At 72.5% G+C, this 25,493-nt stretch carries 28 protein-coding genes and 1 tRNA gene; 16 read left to right on the forward strand and 13 right to left on the reverse strand.

Annotated features, from left to right (window positions below; translation table 11 throughout):
- Positions 1-52: 52 nt before the first annotated feature.
- From BEK98_RS17785 to BEK98_RS17830, 10 genes are all read left to right on the forward strand, one after another.
- On the forward strand, positions 53-487 hold the full coding sequence (locus BEK98_RS17785; protein WP_094217537.1) for a roadblock/LC7 domain-containing protein: 435 nt from the start codon (positions 53-55) through the stop codon (positions 485-487).
- Positions 488-489: 2 nt separating this feature from the next.
- Positions 490-861: a DUF742 domain-containing protein gene (locus BEK98_RS17790; RefSeq protein ID WP_094217538.1), complete on the forward strand. Its 372-nt coding sequence runs from the start codon at positions 490-492 to the stop codon at positions 859-861.
- Complete coding sequence (locus BEK98_RS17795; protein WP_094217539.1) at positions 839-1,438, forward strand: GTP-binding protein; 600 nt, start codon at positions 839-841, stop codon at positions 1,436-1,438. Before BEK98_RS17790 ends, BEK98_RS17795 begins: the two co-directional genes overlap by 23 nt.
- Positions 1,439-1,499: 61 nt before the next feature.
- Entirely contained in the window at positions 1,500-2,075 is a 576-nt protein-coding gene (locus BEK98_RS17800; RefSeq protein ID WP_094217540.1) for a GAF domain-containing protein, read from the forward strand.
- A 193-nt stretch (positions 2,076-2,268) separates the two neighbouring features.
- Positions 2,269-3,297 (forward strand): L-threonine 3-dehydrogenase, encoded by a 1,029-nt coding sequence (gene tdh, locus BEK98_RS17805; RefSeq protein ID WP_094217541.1) that lies wholly within the window; start codon positions 2,269-2,271, stop codon positions 3,295-3,297.
- 26 nt (positions 3,298-3,323) lie between these two features.
- Entirely contained in the window at positions 3,324-4,517 is a 1,194-nt protein-coding gene (locus tag BEK98_RS17810) for a glycine C-acetyltransferase (RefSeq protein ID WP_094217542.1), read from the forward strand.
- Positions 4,518-4,548: 31 nt separating this feature from the next.
- Positions 4,549-5,451 (forward strand): LysR family transcriptional regulator, encoded by a 903-nt coding sequence (locus tag BEK98_RS17815; protein ID WP_094217543.1) that lies wholly within the window; start codon positions 4,549-4,551, stop codon positions 5,449-5,451.
- A gap of 46 nt (positions 5,452-5,497) precedes the next feature.
- Positions 5,498-6,070, forward strand: coding sequence for a helix-turn-helix domain-containing protein (locus BEK98_RS17820; protein WP_094217544.1), 573 nt, complete (start codon positions 5,498-5,500; stop codon positions 6,068-6,070).
- A complete protein-coding gene (locus BEK98_RS17825) occupies positions 6,067-6,597 on the forward strand; it encodes a GNAT family N-acetyltransferase (RefSeq protein WP_425276611.1) in 531 nt (176 codons plus the stop codon). The genes BEK98_RS17820 and BEK98_RS17825 overlap by 4 nt, the downstream gene beginning before the upstream one ends.
- A 30-nt stretch (positions 6,598-6,627) precedes the next feature.
- The gene (locus BEK98_RS17830; RefSeq protein ID WP_094217545.1) at positions 6,628-6,987 is read left to right on the forward strand and encodes an MmcQ/YjbR family DNA-binding protein; all 360 of its coding nucleotides are present in this window, start codon (positions 6,628-6,630) and stop codon (positions 6,985-6,987) included.
- A 16-nt stretch (positions 6,988-7,003) separates the two neighbouring features.
- On the opposite strand, the gene BEK98_RS17835 is transcribed toward BEK98_RS17830, so the two are convergent.
- Together BEK98_RS17835 and BEK98_RS17840 are read right to left on the reverse strand one after the other, a co-directional pair.
- Positions 7,004-7,924 (reverse strand): transketolase family protein, encoded by a 921-nt coding sequence (locus BEK98_RS17835; protein WP_094217546.1) that lies wholly within the window; start codon positions 7,922-7,924, stop codon positions 7,004-7,006.
- Between the two features lie 32 nt (positions 7,925-7,956).
- A complete protein-coding gene (locus BEK98_RS17840; protein WP_094217547.1) occupies positions 7,957-8,664 on the reverse strand; it encodes a thiamine pyrophosphate-dependent enzyme in 708 nt (235 codons plus the stop codon).
- A 123-nt stretch (positions 8,665-8,787) separates the two neighbouring features.
- Between BEK98_RS17840 and BEK98_RS17845 the strand changes: the two genes are divergently transcribed.
- Positions 8,788-8,864: transfer RNA gene (locus tag BEK98_RS17845), tRNA-Pro, on the forward strand.
- On the opposite strand, the gene BEK98_RS17850 is transcribed toward BEK98_RS17845, so the two are convergent.
- From BEK98_RS17850 to BEK98_RS17880, 7 genes are all read right to left on the reverse strand, one after another.
- On the reverse strand, positions 8,843-9,910 hold the full coding sequence (locus BEK98_RS17850) for an MASE1 domain-containing protein (protein ID WP_094217548.1): 1,068 nt from the start codon (positions 9,908-9,910) through the stop codon (positions 8,843-8,845). The genes BEK98_RS17845 and BEK98_RS17850 overlap by 22 nt on opposite strands.
- Positions 9,911-9,981: 71 nt before the next feature.
- On the reverse strand, positions 9,982-11,316 hold the full coding sequence (locus BEK98_RS17855) for a PP2C family protein-serine/threonine phosphatase (RefSeq protein WP_094217549.1): 1,335 nt from the start codon (positions 11,314-11,316) through the stop codon (positions 9,982-9,984).
- A gap of 125 nt (positions 11,317-11,441) precedes the next feature.
- Positions 11,442-12,242 carry a COG4705 family protein gene (locus BEK98_RS17860; RefSeq protein WP_094217550.1) on the reverse strand — a complete coding sequence of 267 codons (801 nt, stop codon included), beginning with the start codon at positions 12,240-12,242 and terminating at the stop codon, positions 11,442-11,444.
- Between the two features lie 183 nt (positions 12,243-12,425).
- A complete protein-coding gene (locus BEK98_RS17865; protein WP_167444205.1) occupies positions 12,426-12,953 on the reverse strand; it encodes an NUDIX hydrolase family protein in 528 nt (175 codons plus the stop codon).
- 42 nt (positions 12,954-12,995) lie between these two features.
- Positions 12,996-14,144 (reverse strand): amidohydrolase family protein, encoded by a 1,149-nt coding sequence (locus BEK98_RS17870; RefSeq protein ID WP_094217552.1) that lies wholly within the window; start codon positions 14,142-14,144, stop codon positions 12,996-12,998.
- Between the two features lie 2 nt (positions 14,145-14,146).
- On the reverse strand, positions 14,147-15,550 hold the full coding sequence (locus BEK98_RS17875; protein WP_094217553.1) for a type I glutamate--ammonia ligase: 1,404 nt from the start codon (positions 15,548-15,550) through the stop codon (positions 14,147-14,149).
- A gap of 39 nt (positions 15,551-15,589) precedes the next feature.
- Entirely contained in the window at positions 15,590-16,435 is an 846-nt protein-coding gene (locus tag BEK98_RS17880; protein WP_425276612.1) for an SAM-dependent methyltransferase, read from the reverse strand.
- Positions 16,436-16,581: 146 nt separating this feature from the next.
- On the opposite strand from BEK98_RS17880, the gene BEK98_RS17885 reads away from it, so the two are divergent.
- Positions 16,582-17,442, forward strand: a complete 861-nt coding sequence (locus BEK98_RS17885; protein WP_094217694.1) for a Cof-type HAD-IIB family hydrolase — start codon at positions 16,582-16,584, stop codon at positions 17,440-17,442.
- A 52-nt stretch (positions 17,443-17,494) separates the two neighbouring features.
- Here BEK98_RS17885 and BEK98_RS17890 read toward each other — a convergent pair whose 3' ends face one another.
- The gene (locus tag BEK98_RS17890) at positions 17,495-18,292 is read right to left on the reverse strand and encodes an SAM-dependent methyltransferase (protein ID WP_094217554.1); all 798 of its coding nucleotides are present in this window, start codon (positions 18,290-18,292) and stop codon (positions 17,495-17,497) included.
- Positions 18,293-18,447: 155 nt separating this feature from the next.
- Positions 18,448-19,317, reverse strand: coding sequence for an alpha/beta hydrolase (locus BEK98_RS17895; protein ID WP_094217555.1), 870 nt, complete (start codon positions 19,315-19,317; stop codon positions 18,448-18,450).
- Positions 19,318-19,473: 156 nt separating this feature from the next.
- On the opposite strand from BEK98_RS17895, the gene BEK98_RS17900 reads away from it, so the two are divergent.
- The 3 genes from BEK98_RS17900 (at position 19,474) to BEK98_RS17910 (ending at position 23,087) form a co-directional block, all read left to right on the forward strand.
- A complete protein-coding gene (locus BEK98_RS17900; protein WP_094217556.1) occupies positions 19,474-20,661 on the forward strand; it encodes a thiolase family protein in 1,188 nt (395 codons plus the stop codon).
- 73 nt (positions 20,662-20,734) lie between these two features.
- Entirely contained in the window at positions 20,735-22,249 is a 1,515-nt protein-coding gene (locus BEK98_RS17905) for a long-chain-fatty-acid--CoA ligase (RefSeq protein WP_094217557.1), read from the forward strand.
- A 64-nt stretch (positions 22,250-22,313) separates the two neighbouring features.
- Positions 22,314-23,087, forward strand: a complete 774-nt coding sequence (locus tag BEK98_RS17910; protein ID WP_094217558.1) for a sulfite exporter TauE/SafE family protein — start codon at positions 22,314-22,316, stop codon at positions 23,085-23,087.
- Here BEK98_RS17910 and BEK98_RS17915 read toward each other — a convergent pair.
- Entirely contained in the window at positions 23,076-23,855 is a 780-nt protein-coding gene (locus BEK98_RS17915) for a TIGR01458 family HAD-type hydrolase (RefSeq protein ID WP_167444198.1), read from the reverse strand. The two genes, BEK98_RS17910 and BEK98_RS17915, sit on opposite strands and share 12 nt — an antisense overlap.
- A 60-nt stretch (positions 23,856-23,915) precedes the next feature.
- Here BEK98_RS17915 and BEK98_RS17920 point away from each other — a divergent pair, with 60 nt between their 5' ends.
- Positions 23,916-24,671, forward strand: a complete 756-nt coding sequence (locus BEK98_RS17920; protein ID WP_094217560.1) for a cobalt-precorrin-6A reductase — start codon at positions 23,916-23,918, stop codon at positions 24,669-24,671.
- Positions 24,672-24,711: 40 nt separating this feature from the next.
- Here the strand turns inward: BEK98_RS17920 and cobF are convergent, their stop codons facing one another.
- Positions 24,712-25,491 carry a precorrin-6A synthase (deacetylating) gene (gene cobF, locus BEK98_RS17925; RefSeq protein WP_208643135.1) on the reverse strand — a complete coding sequence of 260 codons (780 nt, stop codon included), beginning with the start codon at positions 25,489-25,491 and terminating at the stop codon, positions 24,712-24,714.
- Positions 25,492-25,493: the final 2 nt, after the last annotated feature.

Genomic DNA, 25,493 nt, shown 5'->3' on the forward strand with positions numbered 1-25,493 from the left:
CCCCACCCCCAGCGCTCCCGCTGACCTTCGTATCCCAAGGAGTCGATCCACCATGGCGAGCGACGCGCCGACCGCCCAGGCATCCGACCTCGACTGGCTGCTGAGCGGCCTAGTACAGCGCGTACCCCACACCACCAGCGCGGTGCTCCTGTCCTGCGACGGACTGGTGAAGTCCGTGCACGGCCTCGATCCCGACAGCGCCGACCACATGGCGGCCCTGGCCTCCGGTCTGTACTCCCTCGGCCGCAGCGCGGGCGTCCGGTTCGGCGACGGCGGGGACGTCCGCCAGGTCGTCGTGGAACTGGACTCGACGCTGCTGTTCGTCACCACCGCCGGTTCCGGCACCTGCCTCGCGGTGCTCGCCGGCCGCGAGGCCGACGCCGCCGTGCTCGGCTACGAGATGGCGATGCTGGTCAAGAGCGTCCGTCCGTACCTGGTGACAGCGCCCCGGCAGCACGCCGTCGAATCCACGGCGATGAGGCCTTGAACGTGGCCGCAGCCGGCGACGGGCCCTGGCTCGACGACGCGGCCGGACGGCTGGTGCGCCCGTTCACGGTCAGCAACGGCCGGACCGAGCCCAGCATCGCCCTCGACCTGATGTCACAGGTGATGGCCACCGGCGTCACCCCGCTCGGCTACCTCGGCCCCGAGCACGCCCAGGCACTCGACCTGTGCCGTGCGCCGGTCTCGGTGGCCGAGGTGGCCGCGCATCTGAAGCTGCCCGCGGTGGTCACCAAGGTGCTCCTCTCGGACCTCGTCGACTGCGGGGCGCTGACCACCAAGCCCCCCGTGTTCCACCACAACCCCACTGACCGGTCTCTGCTGGAGGCAGTGCTCGATGGACTACGACGACAGCTCTGACCCGTTTCCCACCGCCCTCAAGATCCTGGTGGCGGGCGGGTTCGGGGTCGGCAAGACCACCTTCGTGGGGGCGGTCAGCGAGATCGCCCCGCTCAGCACCGAGGAGCTGCTCACCACGGTCAGCGCCGCCACGGACAACCTCGACGGCATCGAGAACAAGGTCGAGACGACGGTCGCCATGGACTTCGGCCGGATCACACTCGATCCGGAGCACGTCCTGTACCTGTTCGGCACGCCGGGGCAGGAGCGGTTCTGGTTCATGTGGGACGAGCTGTCGGAAGGGGCGCTCGGCGCGGTCATCCTCGCCGACACCCGTCGCCTGGAGGAGTGCTTCGCGGCCGTGGACTTCTTCGAGGAGCGCGGCCTCGCCTTCATCGTCGCCATCAACGAGTTCGACGGCGGCTTCCGCTACCACCCGGAGGAGGTGCGCGCGGCCCTCGACCTCGACCCGGGGATCCCGGTCGTCTGCTGCGACGCCCGCATCTCCAGCTCCGGAGTGCAGACCCTGCTCACCCTCGTACGCCACCTCATCGCCCACGCCCCGGCGACCGCGCCGAGCCACGGCGCCCACATGTGATCCAGCCATACAGCCCACGGAGCCGCCATATGAGATACGCCCACAGCGCCGGAGCCCGGCCATGACCTACGAGCCGCCCCGTCCGGTCCGGGGTCTGCTGCTCACCCCCGAGGACAGGGAGGCACCCGCCCGCATCTCCAGACTGCGCCGCCTCGGTCTGGGGGAGCGTCCCGAACCCGGTCTCGACGCCTTCGCATGCCATCTCGCCCAGCTCACCGGCGCGCCGTACGCCATGGTCAACTTCATCGGCGCGGACCACCAGTTCTTCGCGGGCCTGCGCATTCCGGTGGCCGCGCCGGTGGTCCGGGAGGACGGCAGCAGGCCCGAGGTCGGCCGTGTCCTGCCGCGCGACCACGGCTTCTGCCCCCATGTGGTGGTCCGCCGCAAGGCCCTGGTGCTGGAGGACGTCCGCGACTATCCCCGCTTCGCCGGCAATCCGGTCGTGGACGAGTACGGCATCCGCTCCTACCTAGGCGCCCCGCTCATCGACAGCTCCGGCATGGCGCTCGGCACCGTGTGCGCCTCCGACGTCGCACCCCGGGCCTGGGGACGGTCCGGGCTGGAGACCATCAAGGCGCTGGCCGCGGAACTCGTCGTACGCATCGAACGGTCCGCGGACGACGGACTGCCGATCTGAGGCACCCGCGGGAAACGGGCATGGCCGCGGGGATCCGGGAGGCGTGAAGGAAAGCTGAGGCGGCGGTTAAGAAAAGCTCGATGGACCCCGGCCCGCGCATACGGCAGATTGCGGGGTGATTCCACCCCTCTGACCCGCTGCGGGCTCCTTCGGCATGCCCGCGGCCGGGACCTCACCCACGGGAGTCGTAGCGTTGAAGGCGCTGGTCAAGCAGAAGGCGGAGCCCGGGCTCTGGCTCGCGGACGTACCCGAGCCCGAAATCGGTCACAGTGACGTACTGATCAAGGTCATGCGGACCGGTATCTGCGGCACCGACCTGCACATCCGGGCCTGGGACGGCTGGGCGCAGCAGGCCATCAGCACGCCGCTCGTGCTCGGGCACGAGTTCGTCGGGCAGGTCGTCGAGACCGGCCGCGACGTCACCGACATCCGGGTCGGCGACCGGGTCAGCGGCGAAGGCCACCTGGTGTGCGGCAAGTGCCGCAACTGTCTGGCCGGCCGCCGACACCTGTGCCGGGCCACCGTCGGTCTCGGCGTCGGCCGGGACGGCGCCTTCGCCGAGTACGTGGCGCTGCCCGCGTCCAACGTCTGGGTGCACCGCGTCCCCGTCGACCTCGACGTCGCCGCGATCTTCGACCCGTTCGGCAACGCCGTGCACACCGCGCTGTCCTTCCCGCTGGTCGGCGAGGACGTCCTGATCACCGGCGCGGGGCCGATCGGCCTCATGGCGGCGGCGGTGGCCCGGCATGCCGGCGCCCGCAACGTCGTCGTCACCGACGTCAGTGAGGAGCGCCTCGAACTCGCCCGCAAGATCGGCGTGAGCCTCGCCCTGAACGTCTCCCGGACCACGATCGCCGACGGGCAGCGGCAGCTGGGCCTGCGCGAGGGCTTCGACATCGGTCTGGAGATGTCCGGCCGGCCCGAGGCCATGCGGGACATGATCGCCAACATGACGCACGGCGGCCGGATCGCCATGCTGGGCCTGCCCGCCGAGGAGTTCCCGGTCGACTGGTCCCGGATCGTCACCTCGATGATCACCATCAAGGGCATCTACGGCCGCGAGATGTTCGAGACCTGGTACGCGATGTCGGTCCTGCTGGAGGGCGGCCTGGACCTCGCCCCGGTGATCACCGGCCGGTACGGCTACCGCGACTACGAGGCGGCCTTCGCCGACGCGGCGAGCGGCACCGGCGGCAAGATCATCCTCGACTGGACCGCGTAACTCTCGTACAGCTTAGGAGCTTCCTCATGTTCAACTCTGTTCGCGACGACCTGCGCGTCACGCTCGACGAGATCCGCGCCGCCGGCCTGCACAAGCCCGAGCGGGTCATCGACTCCCCGCAGTCCGCGACCGTCAACGTCAGCGCCGGCGGCCGCCCCGGCGAGGTCCTCAACTTCTGCGCCAACAACTACCTCGGCCTCGCCGACCACCCCGAGGTGGTCGCCGCCGCCCACCAGGCCCTGGACCGCTGGGGCTACGGCATGGCCTCCGTGCGCTTCATCTGCGGCACCCAGGAGGTGCACAAGGAGCTGGAGGCGCGGCTGTCCGCGTTCCTCGGCCAGGAGGACACGATCCTGTACTCCTCCTGCTTCGACGCCAACGGCGGTGTCTTCGAGACCCTGCTCGGCGAGGAGGACGCGGTGATCTCCGACGCCCTCAACCACGCCTCCATCATCGACGGCATCCGCCTGTCCAAGGCCCGCCGCTTCCGCTACGCCAACCGCGACCTCGCGGACCTGGAGGCCAAGCTCAAGGAGGCCTCCGACGCCCGGCGCCGCCTGATCGTCACCGACGGCGTCTTCTCCATGGACGGCTATGTGGCGCCGCTCGCCGAGATCTGCGACCTCGCCGACCGCTACGACGCGATGGTCATGGTCGACGACTCGCACGCCGTCGGCTTCGTCGGCCCGTCCGGGCGTGGCACCCCCGAGCTGCACGGCGTCATGGACCGCGTCGACATCATCACCGGCACCCTGGGCAAGGCCCTCGGCGGTGCCTCCGGCGGCTATGTCGCCGCCCGTGCCGAGATCGTCGCCCTGCTGCGTCAGCGCTCCCGCCCGTACCTGTTCTCCAACACCCTGGCCCCGGTGATCGCCGCCGCCTCCCTGAAGGTCCTCGACCTGCTGGAGTCCGCCGACGACCTGCGCGTCCGCCTCACCGAGAACACGGCCCTCTTCCGCCGCCGGATGACCGAGGAGGGCTTCGAGATCCTTCCCGGCGACCACGCCATCGCGCCGGTGATGATCGGTGACGCGGCGAAGGCGAGCCGCCTGGCGGAACTGCTGCTGGAGCGGGGCGTGTACGTGATCGGCTTCTCCTACCCGGTCGTCCCGCAGGGCCAGGCCCGTATCCGCGTCCAGCTGTCCGCCGCGCACTCGACCGAGGACGTCGACCGGGCCGTGGACGCCTTCGTGGCCGCCCGGGCGGAGCTGGCGGCCTGACCGGCGCGGACACCTTGAGACAATTGGTCCCATGATCGAAGCGCGGCGGCTCCACATCCTCCGTGCGGTGGCCGACCACCGCACGGTCACCGCGGCAGCCGCCGCGCTCTATCTCACCCCCTCCGCCGTCTCCCAGCAGCTGGCGGCCCTGGAGCAGGAGACCGGGCACCGCCTGGTCGAGCGCAGCGCCAAGGGCGTACGGCTCACCCCGGCCGGCGAGATCCTGCTCAGCCACACCAACGCGGTCCTGGCCCAGCTGGAGCGGGCCGAGGCCGAGTTGGCGGCCTATGGCTCGGGGGAGGCGGGTACGGTCACCGTGGCCGCCTTCGCGACCGGCATCGCCCAGGTGGTGGCGCCCGCCGTGGCCCGTCTCGCGGCCGCCGCGCCCGGCATACGCATCCGCGTCCAGGACGCCGAGGGCGACGCCAGCCTGCCCATGGTCCTTGACCGGCAGGTGGACGTCGCGGTCGCCGTCGAGTACCGCGGGGCCCCGCCGGCCGACGACCCCCGGCTCACCCATGTGCCGCTGTACGCCGAGCCCTTCGACGCGGTCGTCCCGGTCGGGCACCGCCTCGCCGACGCCCCCGAGGTTCCGCTCGCCGAACTGGCCAAGGACCCGTGGATCGGCCCGTACCCCGGCAACCCCTGCCACGACGTGGTGGTCCTCGCCTGCGAGAGCGCCGGGTTCCAGCCCCGCCTCGAACACTCCTCGGACGACTTCCGCGCCGTCGTGGCGCTGGCCTCGGCCGACGCGGGCGTGGCCCTCGTACCGCGCTCGGCCCTGCGCGGCATGGACCTCACGGGCGTGGTCGTGCGCCCCGTCGACGGGGTGGCCCCGACCCGCCGGGTCTTCGCGGCCGTACGGCGAGGAGCCGAGGGACACCCCTTGATCCGCCAGGTGCTTCAGGCGCTGGGGGAGGCGGCGCAGGCGTGAGCCTTCGGTAACACGCTCGTCTCATATCCGGGATAGCGTCCCGTATATGAGAATCGAGGATCCCGACCCCGTCGACACCCGGATCGGCGCCCGGCTGGCCGAACTCCGGGCCCAGCACGGCTGGTCCCTGGGCGAGTTGGCCGAGCGCAGCGGAGTGAGCAGGTCGACCCTGTCCCGGGCCGAGCGCGCCGAGATCAGCGCCACCGCGGCCGTCCTGAACCGCCTCTGCCACGTCTACGGGCGCACCATGTCCCAGCTGCTCAGCGAGGTCGAGGCGGAACCGGCCCCGCTGGTGCGGGCGGCCGAGCAGCAGGTGTGGCAGGACCGCGCCTCCGGCTTCGTGCGCCGGTCCGTGTCCCCGCCGCACGCCGGTCTGCGCGGCGAACTGGTCGAGGGCCGGCTCGCCCCGGGCGCCGACATCGCGTACGACCGCCCGCCCGTGTCCGGGCTGGAACAGCACCTGTGGGTCCTCGAGGGCGCGCTGGAGGTGACCGTCGGCGACACGGGCCACCGTCTCGACGCGGGCGACTGCCTGCGGATGCGGGTGTTCGGGCCGACGAGGTTCCGGTGCGCCGGGCCGGAAGAGGCGCGCTATGTGCTGGCGGTGGTGCGGCCGTGAGGGTGCTGCGCTGGAACGAGGCCCAAGTGCGGGACGGCAGCGAGGAGCTGGCCGGGCTCCTGGCCGACACCGTGGCCGGGGGCGCCTCGGTCGGCTTCCTCGCGCCGCTCGGGCGGGCGGCGGCCGCCGCCTGGTGGCGGGAGCGGGCCGACGCGGTGGCGACCGGCCTGCTGACGGTGTGGGTGGCCGTGGACGACACCGACCGGGTCGCGGGCACGGTCGGTCTGGCCCTGCCCGACAAGCCCAACGGCCGCCACCGCGCCGAACTGGTGAAGCTGATGGTGCACCGCTCCGCGCGCGGGCAGGGCCTCGGCCGCAGACTCCTCACCACCGCCGAGCACGCGGCCGCCGCCACCGGCATCACCCTGCTCCACCTCGATACCGAGACCGGCAGCCCCGCCGAGCACCTCTACCGCTCGGCCGGCTGGACCCGGGCCGGCACCATCCCCGACTACGCGGCGAACCCGGCGGGCGAACCGCGCCCGACGACCCTCTACTACAAGCGGGTGGTTCCGCCGACCGGGTGACTGTCAGTGGCAGGGACTACCGTGCGTGGCATGCCGGATGCCGAAGACGTACGCCGTATCGCCCTGTCCCTGCCGGACACCACGGAGAAGATCGCCTGGAGCATGCCCACGTTCCGGGTGGCCGGGAAGATGTTCGCCACGCTGCCCGAGGACGAGACGTCCATCGCCGTGCGCTGCCCCAAGGAGGAGCGCGACGAACTGGTCATGGCCGAGCCGGGGAAGTTCTGGATCGCCGACCACGAGGCCCAGTTCGCCTGGGTGAGAGCGAGACTCGCCGCACTGGAGGACGAGGCCGAGCTGCGTGACATCCTCGCCGACTCCTGGCGCCAGGCCGCCCCGCCCCGGCTCCTGGACGCCTACCCCGAGGTGGGCCTGCCCGGCGGCCGTTGAACATCCCCCGCCCCGGTCACGGCCGTACGGACACCCGTCCCGCCCTCACGAACCCGCCGATCCGCTCCCGCAGGCTCCGGGCGTCGAGCCCATGGGCGGCGACGTGCTCCTCGATCGTCCCGTACCGTCGCAGCTCGCGTCGTCCCACGCCGAGGCCGAGTGTCCGGTGCGGAACGTCGGCCAGTGCCTCGCTCACGGCCGTCGTCGACGTTCCCGCGAGGTACGGCTCCACGAGTACGACGTCCGTGCCGGCGGTCTCCGTGGCCCGGCGCAGCCCGGCCGCGTCGAAGGGGCGCACGGTCGTCGCGTACAGCACGGTCACGTCCAGGCCCTCCGTGGCGGCGAGCACCGTGTCCAGCATCGGCCCGACCGCGACGACCACACCGGAGCGCCCCTCGCGGACCGTCAGGAAGTGCTGCCCGTCGACCGCCAGCCCCTGCCCGTTGGCCTGCGCCGAGAGGCGGACGTACACCTTGTCGTCCCCGGCGGCGACCGCGCGCCGCAGCAGTGTCTCGGCCTCGTCGGGATGGCCGGGCACGTGCACGGTCCAGCCGTCCAGGGTGTCGAGCAGCGCCACGTCGCCGGGCGCCATGTGCGTGTAGCCGCCGGCCGGCCAGTCGAAGGAGGCGGCCGCGCTCACCAGTACCGCCCCGGTGTCCTGGTGTCCGAGGTCCAGCTTGACCTGCTCGAAGGGCCGCTCCACCAGGAAGCTGGCGAAGGTGTGCACGACCGGCCTGAGCCCGGTGAGCGCGAGTCCGGCGGCGGCCCCGACCAGCAGCTGCTCGCGGATGCCGACGTTGATCACCCGGTCCGGATGGCGGCGCAGGGCCTCGGCGAAGCCGTCCTTGCCGATCTCGGCGAGCACGACCGCGACCCGCGGATCCTCGTCCAGCAGCCGGGAGACGACAGGAGCGAAACGGTCACGCATGGTGTCCATGGGATGGACCCTTTCCAGGGAGGAGGGGAGAGTCAGGCGTTCTTCGGCTCGACGCGGGCCACGACCACATGCGGGCGCCCCGGATGCGGGGCGGTGAACGCGGCGTACAGGGCCTCGTGGTCCCGCCCGTCGACGGTCACCGCGGACCAGCCCGCGGCCTCGAACCGGGCGGCGATCCCGCCGGGCCGGGCATGGCTCGCGGAGGAGTTGTCGATCACGACGGTGTGCAGCCGTTCGAGCCCGGCGGGCCCGGCGAAGGCAATCGCCTCGTGGTTGCTGCCCTCGTCCAGCTCGGCGTCGCCGATCAGCACCCACACGGCCGGCTCGTGCCGACCCTGGGCGCGCAGGCCCAGCGCGGTGCCCACGGCGATGGGCAGCCCGTGCCCGAGCGACCCGCTGCCGATCTCTGCCCCCGGCACCAGCACCCGGTCGGGGTGATGCCCGAGCGGGGAGTCGTACGACCCGAACCCCGGCAGCCACTCGACGGGCACGAAGCCCTTCGCGGCCAGTACCGCGTAGTACGCCATCGGCCCGTGCCCCTTGCTCAGCAGGAACCGGTCCCGGGCGGGATCCGCCCGCCGCTCCGGCGTGACCCGGAGCACCCGGTCGTACAGCACCCACAGCGCGTCGAGCGTGGAGGTGGCCGCGGGGCCGTGCTTCTCGTCGCCCGTCATGAGCGCCATGAACCCGGGCAGGTCGTCGTAGCCGTGGGCGCGGGTCTCGTCCGCTGCGATCTTCATACCGAAGATCGTGCAACCTCAACCAAGCTTGAGGTCAACCGGAAACGGGTGCGCGACCACCGACCCGAGTGCGGTATTGTTTCCCTGCGCGTTTCGACCGGGAAACCCCAGGTCAAACGGCACCGGGACGTGGCGCAGCTTGGTAGCGCACTTGACTGGGGGTCAAGGGGTCGCAGGTTCAAATCCTGTCGTCCCGACCAGCTTTGTTGCCGGTCGGAGGCCGTCTTCTCAGGAATGAGGAGGCGGCCTTTTCCGTGTCCGCGGGTCTCTCGCCCTCCCCGTCGGGGAGCAGCGGGCGGTGGTCGCCGGTGGCGATCCTGGCCGCCATCCCGGCGAGCTGCCGGCAGGCTCGCGCGATCTCCCGCTGGGTCGTGTTCCGCTCGCTGACGACCGCCGCGAGCAGCAGCGCGGTCAGCGCGGCGGAACCGTTGAACGCCTGCAGGGTGATCATGTTGGTGAGCAGGTTGTGACCGGAGAACGGGCCGGTGTGCCGGCCGGCGGCGATGATCGCGAAGGTCGACACGGCCAGCGCGCAGGGCGCGGCCCCCGCCAGCTGGAAGCGGAAGGCCGCCCAGACCAGCAACGGGAAGCCGAGGAACAGCAGCGGCGTGCGGCCGGTCTCGACGAAACCGATGCAGGCCGTGGCGGCCACCAGCAGCAGCCCCTCCATCCACCGGAACCGTGGCGCGTCCTTCGGCCAGCGGGCCGAGCTCAGCAGGAGCAGGACCGGCGTGACCACCAGGACACCCATCGCGTCGCCGGTCCACCAGACCGACCACGTGGGCCAGAAGTCGCCGGTGGTCAGCACACCGGCGAGGGCCAGGGTTCCGGTGCCCACGGTCGCGCTGACCAGCATCCCGGTGAACGCACCGAGAAAGATCAGGGCGAGCGCGTCCCGGAAACTGTCCAGTTCGTTGCGGAACCCGCTGCGGCGGAGCAGCCCGTAGGAGCAGAGGGGCGCGAGGGTGTTTCCCGCCACGATCGCCAGCACCGCCGGGGGCGACGGCCCCAGCGGGAAGTTGACCAGGAACGCGCCGAGCGCGACCCCGGGCCAGACCCGCGGGCCGCGCAGCAGCAGGCTCGCCACCGCGATACCGCTGGGCGGCCACAGCGGGGTGACCTGGCCGCGCACCAGCTGCTGGAGCAGTCCCACCTTGGCCGCGCCGAAATACAGCCCGGCAATGGCACAGATCTCCAGAACGGTCAGGCCGGTGCGCCGGAGCTGGTCATGCCGCGCGACAGCCATCGGGCGACCTCCGTGTCCATCGCCCCGAAGCCCATCATCCGCCGGATCCCGCGGATCCTCCACGGCACCGCTCAGCCGTGCGGGGCGCGCAGGGCGAGGATGGCCATGTCGTCGTGTCCGTCGCTGGGGTGGTGATCGGCCAGTGCCTGGACGAACTTCGGCAGGGGCAGGGAGGCGTGTGCCGCGGCGAGCCGGGCCAGCTCGGCCAGACTCTCGTCGATGGGGTGGTCGGGATGCTCGATCAGCCCGTCGGTGAAGAAGACCACGGTGGCGGACGGGGGCAGGAAGCGGGAGTGGTCGGGGCGCGCCTGCTCGGTGTCGACCCCGAGCGGCAGCCCGGGCTCGGCGAGCAGGAACTCCGCCCCACGCTCACGGGTGATCAGCAGGGGCGGCACATGGCCCGCGGTGCTCCAGCGGAGCTGCCAGCCCGGTCCGTCCGGTTCGATACGGGCCAGGGCGGTGGTCGTGACGGGATTGTCCGTGATGGCCTGCAGAATCCGGTCGAGCTGGGCGAGGACCGCGCCGGGCGGATTTTTCTGGTCGAAGAGCAGAGCGCGCAGCATGTTGCGGGTGGAGGCCATGGCGGCCGCTGCATGCAGATCGTGGCCGACCACGTCGCCGATGACGACCGCCACGACGTCGTCGGGCAGGAGGATGGCGTCGTACCAGTCCCCGCCGAGCTGACTCGGCTCGGCGGCGGGCCGGTAGATGGCGGCGGCGGTGAAGGGCCGCAGGTCGGGCAGGGTGGGGAGCAGCAGCCGCTGGAACTGCTCGCCACCGGCGCGTACCCGTTCGAACAGGCGGACGTTCTCGATCGCGATGCCGGCGGCGCTGGCCAGGGCGAGGACGACGTTCTCGTCGTGCACGTCGAAGGGGTGTCCGTCGCGCCGCTCGGAGAGGTAGAGGTCGCCGTAGATCTCGCCGCGCACGGTGATGGCGACGCCGAGCAGGGTCTGCATGCACGGATGCCCAGGCGGGAATCCGGTGGAGGACGGATGGGCCGGGATGTCGTCGACCCGCAGGGGTTCGGGGTGGCGGATCAGATGGCCGAGGACACCCCGGCCACGGGGCAGGCCGACGTTGGCCAGATCGTTGCGTTCCTGCTCGGACAGTCCGGCCGAGATGAACTGCGTCAGGCGCTCCCCGGACTCGCTGAGCACGCCCAGCGCCCCGTAGCGGGCCCCGACCAGGTCCATGGCGGTGGTCACGATGCGGTGCAGCACCGCCGGAAGCTCCACCTCGCGGCTGATGGCCACCACCGCGTCCAGCAGGCCCTGCAGCCGGTCCATGGCGGACAGCAGGTCGCGCAGTTGATCGTCGATCCGGCCCAGCTCGGAACGCAGGCGCACGTGGAGGTCGGGCAGGTGCGGCTGCCTCGGCTCCCTCCCCTCCCTCTCTCGCGCCATCACGCTCCGGCCTCCCGACACGATCCGATCAAGCGGCTGCGTCGCCTTCGATTGTGGCATCGGTGCACGGGAAAGGGCCTCGCGAGCGGTGATGCGCGAGGCCCTTTCCCGTGTCGCGGGCCGAGTCAGGCGGTCCGGACGTCCCGCCGGGACAGCGTGAGGTAGCCGACCAGCCCGAGAATGGCCACCGTCCAGGACAGCGTCACCGGGCCGAGGCCGAGGCCCAGACCGCCCCGGTGCGGCTCCAGGGCCATCCAGTCGGCGAGCGAGGCGCCGAGGGGGCGCGTGATGACGTAAGCCGCCCAGAACGCCGTCACCGGGCCGAGCGTGCCCGCCCCGTGGGCGAGGGCCGGGACACAGATCGCCACGGCGAACAGGACCGCCGAGCCGAGGTAGCCGAGGCCGATGGACGCGGTGAGGTCGCCCGCGGCCGTGCCGAGCGCGAACGTGGCGAGGACGGCCGCCCAGTAGAACGTCTCGCGGCGGCGGGTGCGGATGCCATGGATCGACAGGGTCCGCTCGCTCGCGTACCAGAGGGCGAAGACGGCGGCCAGGGCGACCATGAAGAGGGGCGTCGAGAGGGTGTAGGGGACGCCGAGGCCGACGTGCAGGACGTCGGCCGCCATCGTGCCGAACACGCTGACCATGACGATCGCCGTCCAGTAGATCCAGGCCACGTACCGGCGGACGGCGAACTGGAGCACCAGCGACGCCACGAAGGCCAGACCGCCGAGACCCACCGCCGGGATCGGGCCGAGGAGGTGGGCCAGGAAGTCGGACGCGGTCTCGCCCATGCCGGTGGTGAGGACCTTGATGATCCAGAAGTAGACGGTGACCTCGGGCACCTTGTTCGCGCTCTCGCGGATGCGCGCGCGGGCGCGGGCAGGGTCGCGGGGCCGCTGATCGAGGACGTGCTCTGTGCTCATGGCCCGCACCCTCGCATGGTCAACTGCCTCTGCCCCAGCCCCCTTTGCCATTGTTTTGGGGCTTCTGGTGCAGGTGTTGCCACGGGCCGCCGCGGGACTGAACACAACCTGAACGCATCCGGGAAGGCGCTGGTCAGCGACCTGACCGGCCTGATAGACAGGCCAGTCACCCGGTGGCCGACGTCAGGACACGACACCCACGTGGGCGAGGGCCTGCTTCAGCAGCACCCCGTGCCCGCCCGGCATCTCGCTCAGCACGACCTCGGAGGCGGCCTCCTGCGGGCTGAACCACACCAGGTCCAGTGCGTCCTGCCGGGGCCGGCAGTCGCCGGTCACCGGGACGACGTAGGCGAGGGACACCGCGTGCTGGCGCGGGTCGTGGTACGGCGTGATGCCGGCCGTCGGGAAGTACTCCGCGACCGTGAACGGCTGCAGGGAGGCCGGCACCCGGGGCAGCGCGACCGGGCCGAGGTCCTTCTCCAGGTGGCGCAGCAGGGCGTCACGGACCCGCTCGTGGTGCAGGACGCGGCCGGAGACCAGCGTCCGGCTGACCGTTCCGTCCGGGCCGATGCGCAGCAGCAGTCCGATGCTCGTGACTTCGCCGCTGTCGTCCACGCGCACGGGCACGGCCTCGACGTACAGGATCGGCATCCGGGCCCTGGCCATTTCCAGCTCGTCGCTGGTCAGCCAGCCGGGCGTGGTTTCGGTCATGTCAGACATTGCTTGATCATACTTTCCGGGTGGGGCGCGCGCTCAGTCGCGGGCCGGATCGTTCACGGGGAATCCGTACAGGCGGTGGGCGTTGTCACGGCCCGTCCAGGCCGCGATGCGCAGGGCGTCGGGCAGGCTCAACTCGTCGGCGTCCACCCGGGCCTGGAGCAATCCGGCCAGCCCCTGCCGGAAGGACAGCGCGCCCAGGTGGTGGAACTCGGCCACACCGTAGGCGTCCGAGCTGTACAGCAGTTTGCGGAACGGGGTGATCTCCAGGGCCTCCTCCAGCACCGCCCGGGAGCGGGCCGGGCCGGTGTAGTGCAGGGCCAGGCCGACGTCCAGGTACACGTGCTCGAACACCGTGGCCAGGTAGGCCGCCTGGCGCTGGTACGGCCAGCAGTGCAGCAGCAGGACCGGGATCGTGCCGGCCGTCAGATGCAGCCAGTCGGTGAGCAGGGCGGGGTCGGCGCGGTGCAGCCGTACGTCGGCGTCGCCGAAGCCGCTGTGCAGCTGGAGCGGCAGGCCCAGGTCGACGGCCGTCCACAGCAGGTGCCGTACCAGGACCGGGTCGGTCAGGCGGCCGCCGTGCGCGAGCCGGTGCCGGGCGGCCTCGGTCACCTCCGCGTCCGTGGGGCGCTCGGGGGCCAGCGCGAAGCCGGTGCGGTAGGCGGCCACCGACTTCACGGCGACCACTCCGGGCCGTCGTACGGCCTCCTCGGCGGCCGCCCGGAACCGGGCCGCGTACTCGCCCGCCTCGACGCCCCGCGCGGCCACGGCCTCGGCGACCTGTTCCAGCCGTACGACCTCGAAGGCGGCGGCGCCCGCAGCCTCGGCCAGTTCGGCGGGGGAGGTGACGGGGTGCGGGGCGTAGCCGGTGTCGACGCAGAAGACCTCGGCCCCCGCGGCGGTCAGAAAGCGGCGGTTGACCTCGCGCCAGCCGAGTTCGGAGCGCCGGGCCAGATAGTCGGCGGGGGGTGCGTGCCGGGGCAGGTCCAGCAGGGGTGCGCAGTGCCGGCGTACGGCCACGCCGACCGGGCTGTCGAAGGTCGAGACGCCGGGCCAGGCCTCGCCCTCGGTGATCAGCGACTCGAACTGCCCGGGTGCGAGATCGGCCGTGACGGCGCCGTGGCAGTGATGGTCGACCAGCGGCAGCGCGGCGAGGGCCTCGTGGACCGGGCCGGGGGCGGGCATCGTCAGTACTTCCAGCGGTAGGCGGCCGCCACCTGCGCGTCGTCCAGCCCGTCCACGGCGGCCGCCTCCCCGAGCCGTACGGCGGTCACCGCGTCCGCGAGGACCGGGCCCAGCGCGGACCGCAGCACCTGGTCGGCCCGGAACGCCTCGACGGCCCGCGGCAGCGAGGTCGGCAGGCGCTCCACCCCGCGGGCGGCCGCCTCCTCCGGCCCGTACCGGGCCGGGTCCCCGGTGATCTCCTCGGGCAGCGGCAGCGACGTGGTCATCCCGTCGAGGCCGGCGGCGATGACGCAGCCCAGCGCGAGATACGGGTTGGCGGCCAGGTCGACGGGCTTGATCTCCAGGTTGGCGTCCTGGTCCCCGCGGCCCGTCGTGCCGGTGACGACCCGCAGCGCGGCCTCGCGGGTCTCCCGGCCCCAGGCGGTGAACACCCCCGCCCACTGGGAGGGCTTGAGCCGCAGATAGCTGGCCGGGCTCGGTGCGGTCACCGCCGTCAGCGCCGGCAGGTGAGCGAGCACCCCGGCCGCGAACGACTCCGCCTCGGCCGTCATGCCGTACCGGCCCGCGCCGCCGGAGTGCAGGTTCACCCCGTCGCGCCAGCAGGACAGGTGCAGATGGCCGCCGTTGCCGACCCCCTCGGCGAGGAACGCGGGCGCGAAGGAGACCTGCAGCCGGTGCCGCTGCGCCACCGCCCGGATCGTCTGCCGCACCAGCACGCTGCGGTCGGCCGCCGCCACCGGGTCCAGCGCGCCCACCGACACCTCGAACTGCCCGGCCGCGTACTCGGGGTGGATCTGGTCGACATCCACGCCCTGTGCCGCGAGCGCCGCCAGCAGGTCGGCCGTGCAGTCGCTCAGCTCGACCTGCCGGGCCGCGCCGTACGCCGGCCCGGAGACCGCCGGGACGAACTCCGCGCCGGGCGCCGAGTCGAGCCCGACCGCCCACTCGACCTCGACGGCCGCCTTGAAGGCGAGGCCGTGCCGGTCCGCGGCGTCCGCGACGATCCGGCGCAGGAAGGTCCGGGCACAGCCGGGGTGCCGCTCGCCCTCCTGGGTGATCCGGTCCACGGGCGCCCACGCCCAGCCGGGCTGCCCGGCCAGGACCACCAGCCGGTCGAGGTCGGGGTAGAGCCTGAGATCGCCGTCCGGGGAGCCGAGGACGTCGGTGGTGACGATCGAGTCGTCGGCGAGGAACGTGTCGAACACCGGCGACATGCCGACACCCCAGGCCACGGCGGCCTCCAGGCGTGCCGTCGGAATCGTCTTGACCCGGCCGATGCCCGCCGTGTCCACATAGGCCAGGACGATCCCGTGCACGCCCTGGGCGGCCAGGTCGGCGGTGAGCCCGGCGGCCCGGAGCCGGGCGCCGGGGCGCCCGCCGGGCACCGGGTCGGCAAGGGTGGTCATACGTCCTCCTCGACGGGCTCGGCCCCGGTGTCGTCGGACTCAGGGTTTCACGGCCACCGCGCCGTACTGCGGTACCGCGGCGGCCCCGGGCTCGGCGCGCCACTGCGAGCACGGCACCAGGCCCGGCTCGACCGGCTCCAGACCGTCGAGGAACGAGGCGATCTCCGCGCCGCTGCGGGCGGTGATCGGCGGGGTGGCGTTGGCGTTCCAGAACTCCATCGCGGCGATGTTGCCCTCGCCGCCCACCTCGGCGTCGTACGTCGGGTGGGTGAGCACCAGGTGGCTGCCGGAGGGGACCGCCGCCATGATCCGCCGCACGATGTCCCGGGCCTCGTCGGTGTCCAGGACGAAGTTCAGGATGCCCAGCATCATCACCGCGACCGGCCGGTCCAGGTCGAGCGTGTCGACGGCGCGCCGCACGATGGCGTCCGGGTCGTGCACGTCGGCGTCGATGTAGTCGGTGACGCCCTCGGGGGAACTGGTGAGCAGGGAGCGGGCGTGCGCGAGCACGATCGGGTCGTTGTCGACGTACACGATCCGCGACTCGGGAGCGATCCGCTGGGCGATCTCGTGGGTGTTGTCGACCGTCGGCAGTCCGGTGCCGACGTCGAGGAACTGGCGCACCCCGCGCTCGGCGGTCAGGAAGCGCACCGCCCGCCCCAGGAAGTCCCGGTCCGCCCGGGCCACCTCCCGGATCACCGGGAACATCCCGGCCACGTGCTCGCCGACCCCCTGGTCGACCTCGTAGTTGTCCTTGCCACCGATCCAGTAGTTCCAGACCCGCGCGTTGTGCGCCACGGAGGTGTTCAGCCTCGCCGGTCCGGCCGTCGGGGAATCGCCCGCGCTCACGTCGTCGCCCTTCTCCCATGCGTTGTCCGCCGTCATTGTGCCGCCCCTTGATCGCGCTGTCCCGGGAAACGCACAGCGTGAGAGCCGGGCCACCCTCCGGGGCGCCCAGGCGCATGGGGAACACTGGACTCCGGGTGTTCACCAAGCCCACCCGGTATCCCGTTCCCGACCGGAAGAAGGACATGCCCGCCACGCCCGCGTCCCTCCTCGAAACCCCCGGCCTGCCCGCCGGTTCCGCCGACATCCGGCTCGTCGTCACCGACATGGACGGCACCCTGCTGGACGACGCCAAGCGGATACCCGACGGACTGTGGCCGATGCTCGCCGAACTGCGCCGCCGCGGAGTGCTGTTCAGCCCGGCGAGCGGTCGGCAGTACGCCACGCTGGCCCGGCAGTTCGCCGAGGTCGCCGAGGGCATGGTGTTCATCGCGGAGAACGGCACCTATGTGGTCCGCGACGGTGTGGAGCTGAGCTCGGACGTGCTCGACCGGTCCGTCGCCGCGGACATCGCCCGTACGGTACGACGCCTGGTCGCGGACGGCGTCGACGTGGGCGCCGTGGTCTGCGGCAAGCGGTCGGCGTACGTCGAGCGGACCGACGAGGCGTTCCTGGCGGAGGTGCGCAAGTACTACGTCGAGCACCGGATCGTCGAGGACGTCACCGCCGTCGAGGACGACGTGATCAAGGTGGCGCTGTTCGACTTCGGGCCGGCCGAGCGCACCACCGCCCCGGCCCTGGAGGCGTTCACCGCCACCCACCAGGTCGTCGTCTCCGGCGAGCACTGGGTCGACGTCATGAACCGCACCGCCAACAAGGGTGCCGCCCTGCGCGGCCTGCAGCGCGAGCTGGGCATCACGCCCGCGCAGACCATGGTGTTCGGCGACTACCTCAACGACCTGGAGATGCTGGACGCGGCCGAGTGGTCCTTCGCCATGTCCAACGCGCACCCGGAGGTCGTCCGCCGGGCCCGCCATCTCGCCCCGTCCAACAACGAGAACGGGGTGCTGCGCACGATCGCCGGGGTGATCGGGATACCGCTGTAGGCAGTGCGCTGCAGGCCGGTGCGGCTGCTTGAGCGCGGCTGCTTGTGTGCCCCTACTTGAGTCCCACGCCGCCGTACAGCGAGATCGGCCCGTCGCCGTCGGGCGCGTCCTCGGGCCGCCAGTCGGCCACGGACACGATGCCCGGCTCCAGCAGCCGAAGTCCCTCGAAGAACACGCCCACTTCGGCCTGCGAGCGGGCCACCAGGGTCACCCCGCCCGCCGCGTACGCCGCTATGCCCCGGTGGACGTTCTCCGGTTCGAAGTCGGCCGTCATCGTCGACAGCACCAGGCAGCTGCCCGGAGCCAGCGCGTCGAGCAGCGTGGCGACCAGCTCGTGGGCGCCGTCCTCGTCGGCGACGAAGTGCAGCAGGGCGATCAGGGACAGCGCGACCGGGCGGTCGAAGTCCAGGACGCGGGCCGCCTGTTCGAGGATGGCGCGCGGATCGCGGGCGTCGGCCTGGACGTACTCGGTCACGCCCTCGGGGGTGCCGCGCAGCAGCGCGTTCGCGTGGGCCAGCACGATCGGGTCGTTGTCGACGTAGACCACGCGGGCGTCCGGGGCGACGGACTGGGCGATCTGGTGCAGGTTGGGCTCGGTGGGTATGCCGGTGCCGATGTCCAGGAACTGGCGGATGCCCGACTTCTCGGCCAGCGCCCGCGTGGCCCGGCGCATGAACGCCCGGTTGGCGCGGGCGGCCCGCGGGGCACCCCCGTCGATCGCCGCGATCTGCCGGCCGAGTTGCTCGTCGACGGGGTAGTTGTCCTTGCCGCCGAGGAACCAGTCGTACACCCGCGCCGGATGCGGTCGGGTGGTGTCGATCTCCTGGGCGGCCGGCTGGGTCCCCGTCACGTCCTGCTCCTCCGTTCGACAGGCCCCCCGTGCCGTGCGGGGGCGTGCGCTCAGTCTGACATGATCTTGCGGTGCGGCGGAGGCGGTCTTCGGCCGGCCGCACGTCCGGGGCGCCGCGTCAACGCGGGTGCGGGCGCGGCCGGTTGGGGTTCTGATCAGCGGGGGAGCGCCGGATCTGCCGGGCGCTCCGGATCGGCCTGGTGCGCCGGATCCGGACGCGACTCCGCGTCGAGGAAGTCGAGGAAGTCGAGGAAGTCGAGCACCTCCGCGAAGACGTCCGCCTTGTCCGTCTCGTTGAACACCTCGTGCCGCGCCCCGGCGAAGATCCGCTCGGTGAGCCGGCCGCCGCTGAGCCGCTCCACCCCGACCCGGCTCCCCGGCAGCGGAACCAGCCGGTCGTCCTCCCCGTGCAGCCACAGCAGCGGCAGCGGGCCGACGTCCCCGCCCTCGGCGACCGTCTCCAGGGTGCGTACGAACGCCTGCAGCGTCGGCCGCTTCATCGGGCCGTGCCAGACCAGCGGGTCGGCGGCGTACGCGGCACCCACCGCCGGGTCACGGGAGAGCGAGGCCGGGCTGATCGGGATGTCGGGGATGTCGGGCAGGGCCAGCAGCCGCCCGGGCAGCTCCCAGACGCCGATCACCGGCCCGGACAGGATCAGCGCGCTCAGCTCCGCGCCGTACCGCTGGGCGTGCCGGGCCGCGATCAGGCCGCCCATGGAGTGGCCGACCACGACGAGCGGCAGGCCCGGATGCGCGGCGCGAGCGAGGTCCGCCGCCGCCTGCACGTCGGTGACGACGTCCTCGAAGTCTTCGATCACCACCCGCTCACCCGTCGACTTCCCGTGCCCGACGTGATCGGGCCCGTACACGGCCGCCCCGTGCCCGTTGAGCACGCCCGCCAGCTCGTCGTAGCGACCGGCGTGCTCCCCGTACCCGTGCACCACGAGGGCCAGATAGCGCGGCTTCGGGTGCGGCCACTCGCGTACGACGATGCCGTCGAGGATGTGCTCGCGGACGTCGGCCATGTCTCCTCCGGGTGCCTGGGGGAAGCTTCCGGGGGATCTTCCCAGGGAGCCGTCCGGAGGTCTATAGTCAAAAACTAGCAGTGCTAATTAAGCGGTTCCGCCGTTCACCCGTAGATTCGTGCTGATCCACAGCGTCGTAGGTCAGGAGTCCCAGCCGTGCGTCCCGTCCACTTCGCGGCCGCCCGCCGCACCCCCATCGGCAAGCTCCGCGGAGCCCTGTCCGCCGTGCGGTCCGACGACCTCGCGGCGACCGTGATCCGCCACCTGGTGGCCGACGTGCCCGCGCTCGACCCCGCCCGCATCGACGACGTCTACTGGGGCGCCGCCAACCAGGCCGGCGAGGACAACCGCAACGTCGCCCGCATGGCCGCGCTGCTGGCCGGCCTGCCCGAGTCCGTGCCCGGCGCCACCGTCAACCGGCTGTGCGCGTCCGGCCTCGAAGCGGTCACCACCGCGGCCCGCACCATCGCCGCGGGCGAGGCCGACATCGTGGTCGCGGGCGGCTCCGAGTCGATGAGCCGCGCCCCCTTCGTGCTGCCCCGCCCCGACGAGGCGCTTCCGCACCGCATCGAGACCTACGACACCCGGCTCGGCTGGCGCCTGGTCAACCCGGCCATGAAGGACCTGCACGGCCTGCTGGCCATGGGCGAGACGGCCGAGGAGGTCGCCGAACGGTACGGCATCTCCCGCGCCCGGCAGGACGAGTTCGCGCTGCGCAGCCACCAACTGGCCGCCGCCGCACGCAAGAACGGCCACTTCGACGACGAACTCCTGCCCGTGGAGCGCCCGGACGGCATCACGGTCGAGCAGGACGAGTGCGTCCGCGAGGACACCTCGCTGGAGAAGCTGTCCCGCCTCAAGCCGGTCTTCCGCGCGGGCGGCACGGTCACGGCGGGCAACGCCTCGCCGATGAACGACGGCGCCGCCGGGCTCCTGCTGGTCAGCGAGGAGGCCCTGAACGAGCTGGGCCTGGAGTCCCTCGGCCGCTATGTCGCCGGTGCCTCGGCGGGCGTCCACCCCGACGTCATGGGCATCGGCCCGGTCCCCGCCACCCGCAAGGCGCTCGCCCGGGCCGGCTGGGAGACCGGCGACGTCCAGGAGGCCGAGTTCAACGAGGCGTTCGCCGCGCAGGCGCTCGCGTGCGTCGACCAGCTGGGCATCGACCCGGACCTGGTGAACCCGAGCGGCGGTGCCATCGCCCTCGGCCACCCGCTCGGCTGCTCCGGCGCCCGCATCCTGACGACCCTGCTGCACCGGATGCGGCGCACGGGCGCGGAGCGGGGCCTCGCGACCATGTGCGTAGGGGTGGGGCAGGGGAGCGCGGTGCTGGTCGAGAGACACTAGCGACGCGCCAACGGGGGCTCCCCCCAAGGGGATTCGATACACGAGCCGCAGCAAGGAAACGGAGCACCACTCCATGGCAACCCTGTCCGTCGCCACCATCCTCGCCGAGAACGCCCGGCGCCGTCCCGACAAGACGGCTCTGGTCGAAGGTGATCTGCGGCTCACCTTCGCCGAGGTGTGGCGGAAGGCGCTGGCCCGGGCGGGCGCCCTCGCCGGCCTTGGCGTACGACCGGGAGACCGGGTGGCGCTGATGGCCCCCAACACCGCCGAGTTCCCGGTCGCCTACTACGCGATCGCCGCGGCCGGCGGTGTCGTGGTCCCCGTGCACCTGCTGCTGTCGACCGGGGAGGTCGAGCACGTCCTGCGGGACAGCGGTGCGACGCTGCTCCTCGTCCACCCGGCCCAGGCCGGGACCGGCCGGGCCGCGGCCGCCGCCACCGGCGTCCGGGCGGTCGCCCTGGGCGAGGAGTTCGAGCAGCTCGCCGCGGCCGCCGAGCCGCTGCCCTCCTACCTCACCCGGGCCGCCGACGACCCCGCCGTGATCTTCTACACCAGCGGTACGACCGGCGTCCCCAAGGGGGCCGTGCTCAGCCACTTCAACCTGGTGATGAACGCCACCGTCAACGCCTTCGACGCCAACGACATCCGCGCCGAGGACATCGCGCTCGGCGCACTGCCGCTGTTCCACGCCTTCGGCCAGACCGTGTCGCTCAACTCCACCTGGCGGGCGGGCGCCACCCTCGTCCTGCTGCCCCGCTTCGACGCGGCCCGCGCCATCGAGCTGATGGCGAAGGAGGGGGTGAACACCTTCCACGGTGTGCCGACCATGTTCGTGGCCCTCGCCGCGGCGGCCGCGGACGCCGGCGCCCTCCCCGAGCTGCGCGTGTGCATCTCCGGCGGGGCCTCGCTGCCGGTGGCCGTACTGGAGCGGTTCGAGGCGGCGTTCGGGGCCAGGATCTACGAGGGGTACGGGCTGTCGGAGACCTCACCCACGGCCACCGTCAACCAGCCCGTCTTCGGCACCAGGGCCGGCACCATCGGGCACCCGCTGTGGGGCGTCGACGTGGAGATCGCCCGCGCCGAGGTGGAGGGCCGTATCGAACTCCTGCCGCCGGGCGAACTGGGCGAGGTCGTCATCCGCGGCCACAACGTCTTCTCCGGCTACCTCGGCCGCCCCGAGGCCACCGCCGAGGCCCTGGTCGGCGGCTGGTTCCGCACCGGGGACCTCGGCACCAAGGACGAGGAGGGCTTCCTCAGGATCGTCGACCGCAAGAAGGACGTCATCATCCGCGGCGGCTACAACGTGTACCCGCGGGAGGTCGAGGAGGTCCTGATGCGGCACCCCGAGGTCGCCCAGGTCGCCGTCATCGGCCTGCCCGACGAACTGCACGGCGAGGAGGTGTGCGCCGTCGTCGTACCGGCACCGGGCGCCCTCCCCGACGCCGCCGGCATCACCGAGTGGTCCAAGGAGCACCTGGGCCGGCACAAGTACCCGCGCCGCGTGGAGTTCGCCGACGAGCTGCCGCTCGGGCCGAGCATGAAGGTGCTCAAGCGGGAGCTGCGGGCCCGGTACACCGGCCGTCAGTGACGCCGACCGCCCTGCGAGACGGTCCTTACGCCGCCGGATACGTGCGCATAGCATCGGTCCCCGCATGAACACGATGACGCTCTGGCACATATCCGGCTGGGAGTTCGCCGCCCTCGCCTTCGCGGCCCTGCTCGTGGGCTTCTCCAAGACCGCCGTCAGCGGGGCCAACACGGTCAGTCTCGCGATCTTCGCGGCGGTCCTGCCCGCCCGCGCCTCCACCGGCGTGCTGCTGCCGATCCTGATCGCGGGCGACGTCCTCGCCGTCCTCACCTACCGGCGGCACGCCCACTGGCCCACGCTGTGGCGGCTCTTCCCGGCGGTGGCGGCCGGCGTGGTGTTCGGCACGCTGTTCCTGGTGTGGGCCGACGACGGGGTCGTACGGACCTCGATCGGCGCGATCCTGCTGCTGATGGCCGGGGTCACGCTGTGGCGGCGGCGCCGGGCCGAGGCGGCGGACGAGCCGGACGCGGTGACCACCCGGACGGGCCGGGCGAAGGCCCGCTCGTACGGCGTCCTCGGCGGGTTCACGACGATGGTCGCGAACGCGGGCGGGCCGGTGATGTCGATGTATCTCCTGTCGGCGGGTTTCCGGAAGCTCGGCTTCCTCGGCACGTCGGCCTTCTTCTTCCTCATCGTCAACGTGTCCAAGGTGCCCTTCAGCGCCGGACTCGGCCTGATCGACGGCCGCTCCCTGCTCCTTGACGCGGCACTCGCGGTGTTCGTCGTGCCCGGCGCGTTGTTCGGCACCTGGGCTGTGAACCGGATCAACCAGCGGCTGTTCGAGCAGCTGGTGATCGCCGCGACCATCGTGGGCGGCCTGCAGCTGCTACTGCGCTAGCCCGAGCAGCGCCGGGAGGTCCGCGAAGGAGTCCACGACGTGGTCCGGTGCGCCGCTCGCGCTCGCGAGCGTCTCCGGCTGGAACTTCCCCGTACGGACCAGCACCCCCGTGATGCCGATGCGCTGTGCCCCGAGCACGTCCGACTCGATGTCGTCGCCGACCATCAGCGCCTGGTCCGCGGCCACCCCCAGCCGGGCCAGCGCCGCCTCGAAGAACGCCGGGGACGGCTTGCCCATGACCTCCGCCTCGACCCGCGCGGCCTTCTCCAGCCCGAGCAGGAAGGCGCCCGAGTCCAGCTGCAGCCCGGCCTCGGTCCGCCAGTACAGGTTGCGGTGCACGGCGAGCAGCCGAGCACCCCGCTGCAGATACCCGAAGGCCCGGTTGAGCGCCGCGTAGTCGAACTCGGGCCCGGCACCGCCCACGACGACCACGTCGGGACGGTCGTCGACCAGGGTGATGCCACCGAGATCCGCCTCGATGTCCCCGCTGTTGAACAGGGCGCACCGGGCACCCGGAAAGTGCTCGGCGAGGTGGGCGGCGGTGAGCGCGGGCGCGGTGAGGACGTCCTCGGCGCCCACCTCGAAACCGGCCCCCGCCAGGGCTTCGGCGATCGACGCCCGCGTCCGGGACGTCGTGTTGGTCACCAGGGCCACGCCGAGACCGGCCGCGCGGATCTCCCGCAGCGCCTCCACCGCACCCGGCAACGGCTCCCAGGAGACGGTGAGGACACCGTCGATGTCGATCAGGACGGCACGCACGGATTCCATGGCTGGACCCTAGCGACCCGGGCGGCGGATCGACGCGGACGACCTCGTACGCTCACCCCCATGTCCCCGCACATCCTGATCCTCGGCGGCACCACCGAGGCCCGGCGCCTCGCCGCCGACCTCGCCGCCCGCCCCGGAGTCAGGGTCACCACGTCGCTGGCGGGCCGGGTCACCCGCCCCGCAACCCTGGCCGGCGAGGTGCGGATCGGCGGGTTCGGCGGCGCCGTGGGCCTTGCCGACTGGCTGCGCACGCACGGCGTGGACGCCGTCGTCGACGCCACGCACCCCTTCGCCGAGTCGATCACGGCGAACGCCGCCCGGGCGGCGACGGCCACCGGAGTTCCCGCGGTCGTCCTGCGCCGCCCCGGCTGGCGTCCGGGCCCCGGCGACCGCTGGTACGACGTCGAGTCCCTGGCCGCGGCCGCCGAGGCCCTGCCCGGCCTGGGCCGCCGGGTGTTCCTCAGCACCGGCCGACTGGGCCTCGCCGCCTTCGCCCACCTGACGGACCTGCACTTCGTCGTACGGTCGGTCGACCCGCCCGTGGCGCCCCTGCCGCCGCACACCGAAGTGATCCTGGCCCGCGGCCCCTTCACCCTCGCCGAGGAGACCGAGCTGCTGCGCGCCCACGCCGTCGACGTGCTGGTGACGAAGGACAGCGGCGGCGAGGCCACGGCCGCCAAGCTGACGGCCGCACGGGAACTCGGGCTGCCCGTGGTCGTCGTACGACGCCCCCCGCTCCCGGACGGCGTGACGGCGGTACCGGACGTGGCGGGCGCGCTCGACACACTCGACCGGCTGGGGATCGACGGCCCCTGATCACCGTGCCCGTCGGTCAGGCCTCGACCGTGCCCGTCGGTCAGGCCTCGCCGGGACCGGGATGCCTGCGCAGCAGATAGGTGTCCATGATCCACCCCTTGCGCTCCCGGGCCTCGGCGCGCAGCCGCTCGATGCGCGGGCCCGCCTCGGCGAGGGGACCGGAGACCAGGATCTCGTCCGGGGTGCCCAGGTACGCGCCCCAGTAGATGTCGATGTCGTCCTCGGCGTACTTCCGGAAGGTCTGGTGCGCGTCCAGCATCACGACGACGTCGTCCACCCCCTCCGGGAAGCCCTCGGCCAGCCGCCGCCCGGTGGTGATCTGCACCGGCCGGGCCACCCGGTTCAGCCCCGTACGATGCCGGGCCACCAGCGAGGAGACGCTGCTGATGCCGGGCACCACGTCGTACGCGAACTCCACCGCGCCCCGCTCCAGCACCTCCTCCAGGATCCCCAGCGTGCTGTCGTACAGCGAGGGATCCCCCCACACCAGGAACGCCCCGGTGCCGTCCTCGCCCAGCTCCTCGGCGATCAGCCGCTCGTAGATGCCGGCGCGCGCACTGCGCCAGTCCTCCACTGCGGGCGAGTACGCGGCCCCGCCCGCCCGGCGGTCCCGCTCCGGGTCACGGGCCTCCACCACCCGGTACCCGCCCTCGGGCCGGTGTGCCTCCACCATGTCCCGGCGGAGCTGGGTCAGATCGCTCTTCACCTCGCCCTTGTCGAGCAGGAAGAACACGTCCGTGCTCCGCAGCGCCTTGACCGCCTGCAGGGTCAACTGGTCGGGATCGCCCGCACCGATACCGATGACATGAATCTTTCGCACAC

It is taken from the genome of Streptomyces diastatochromogenes (assembly GCF_002242805.1).
In the GTDB taxonomy this organism is placed as follows: domain Bacteria; phylum Actinomycetota; class Actinomycetes; order Streptomycetales; family Streptomycetaceae; genus Streptomyces; species Streptomyces diastatochromogenes.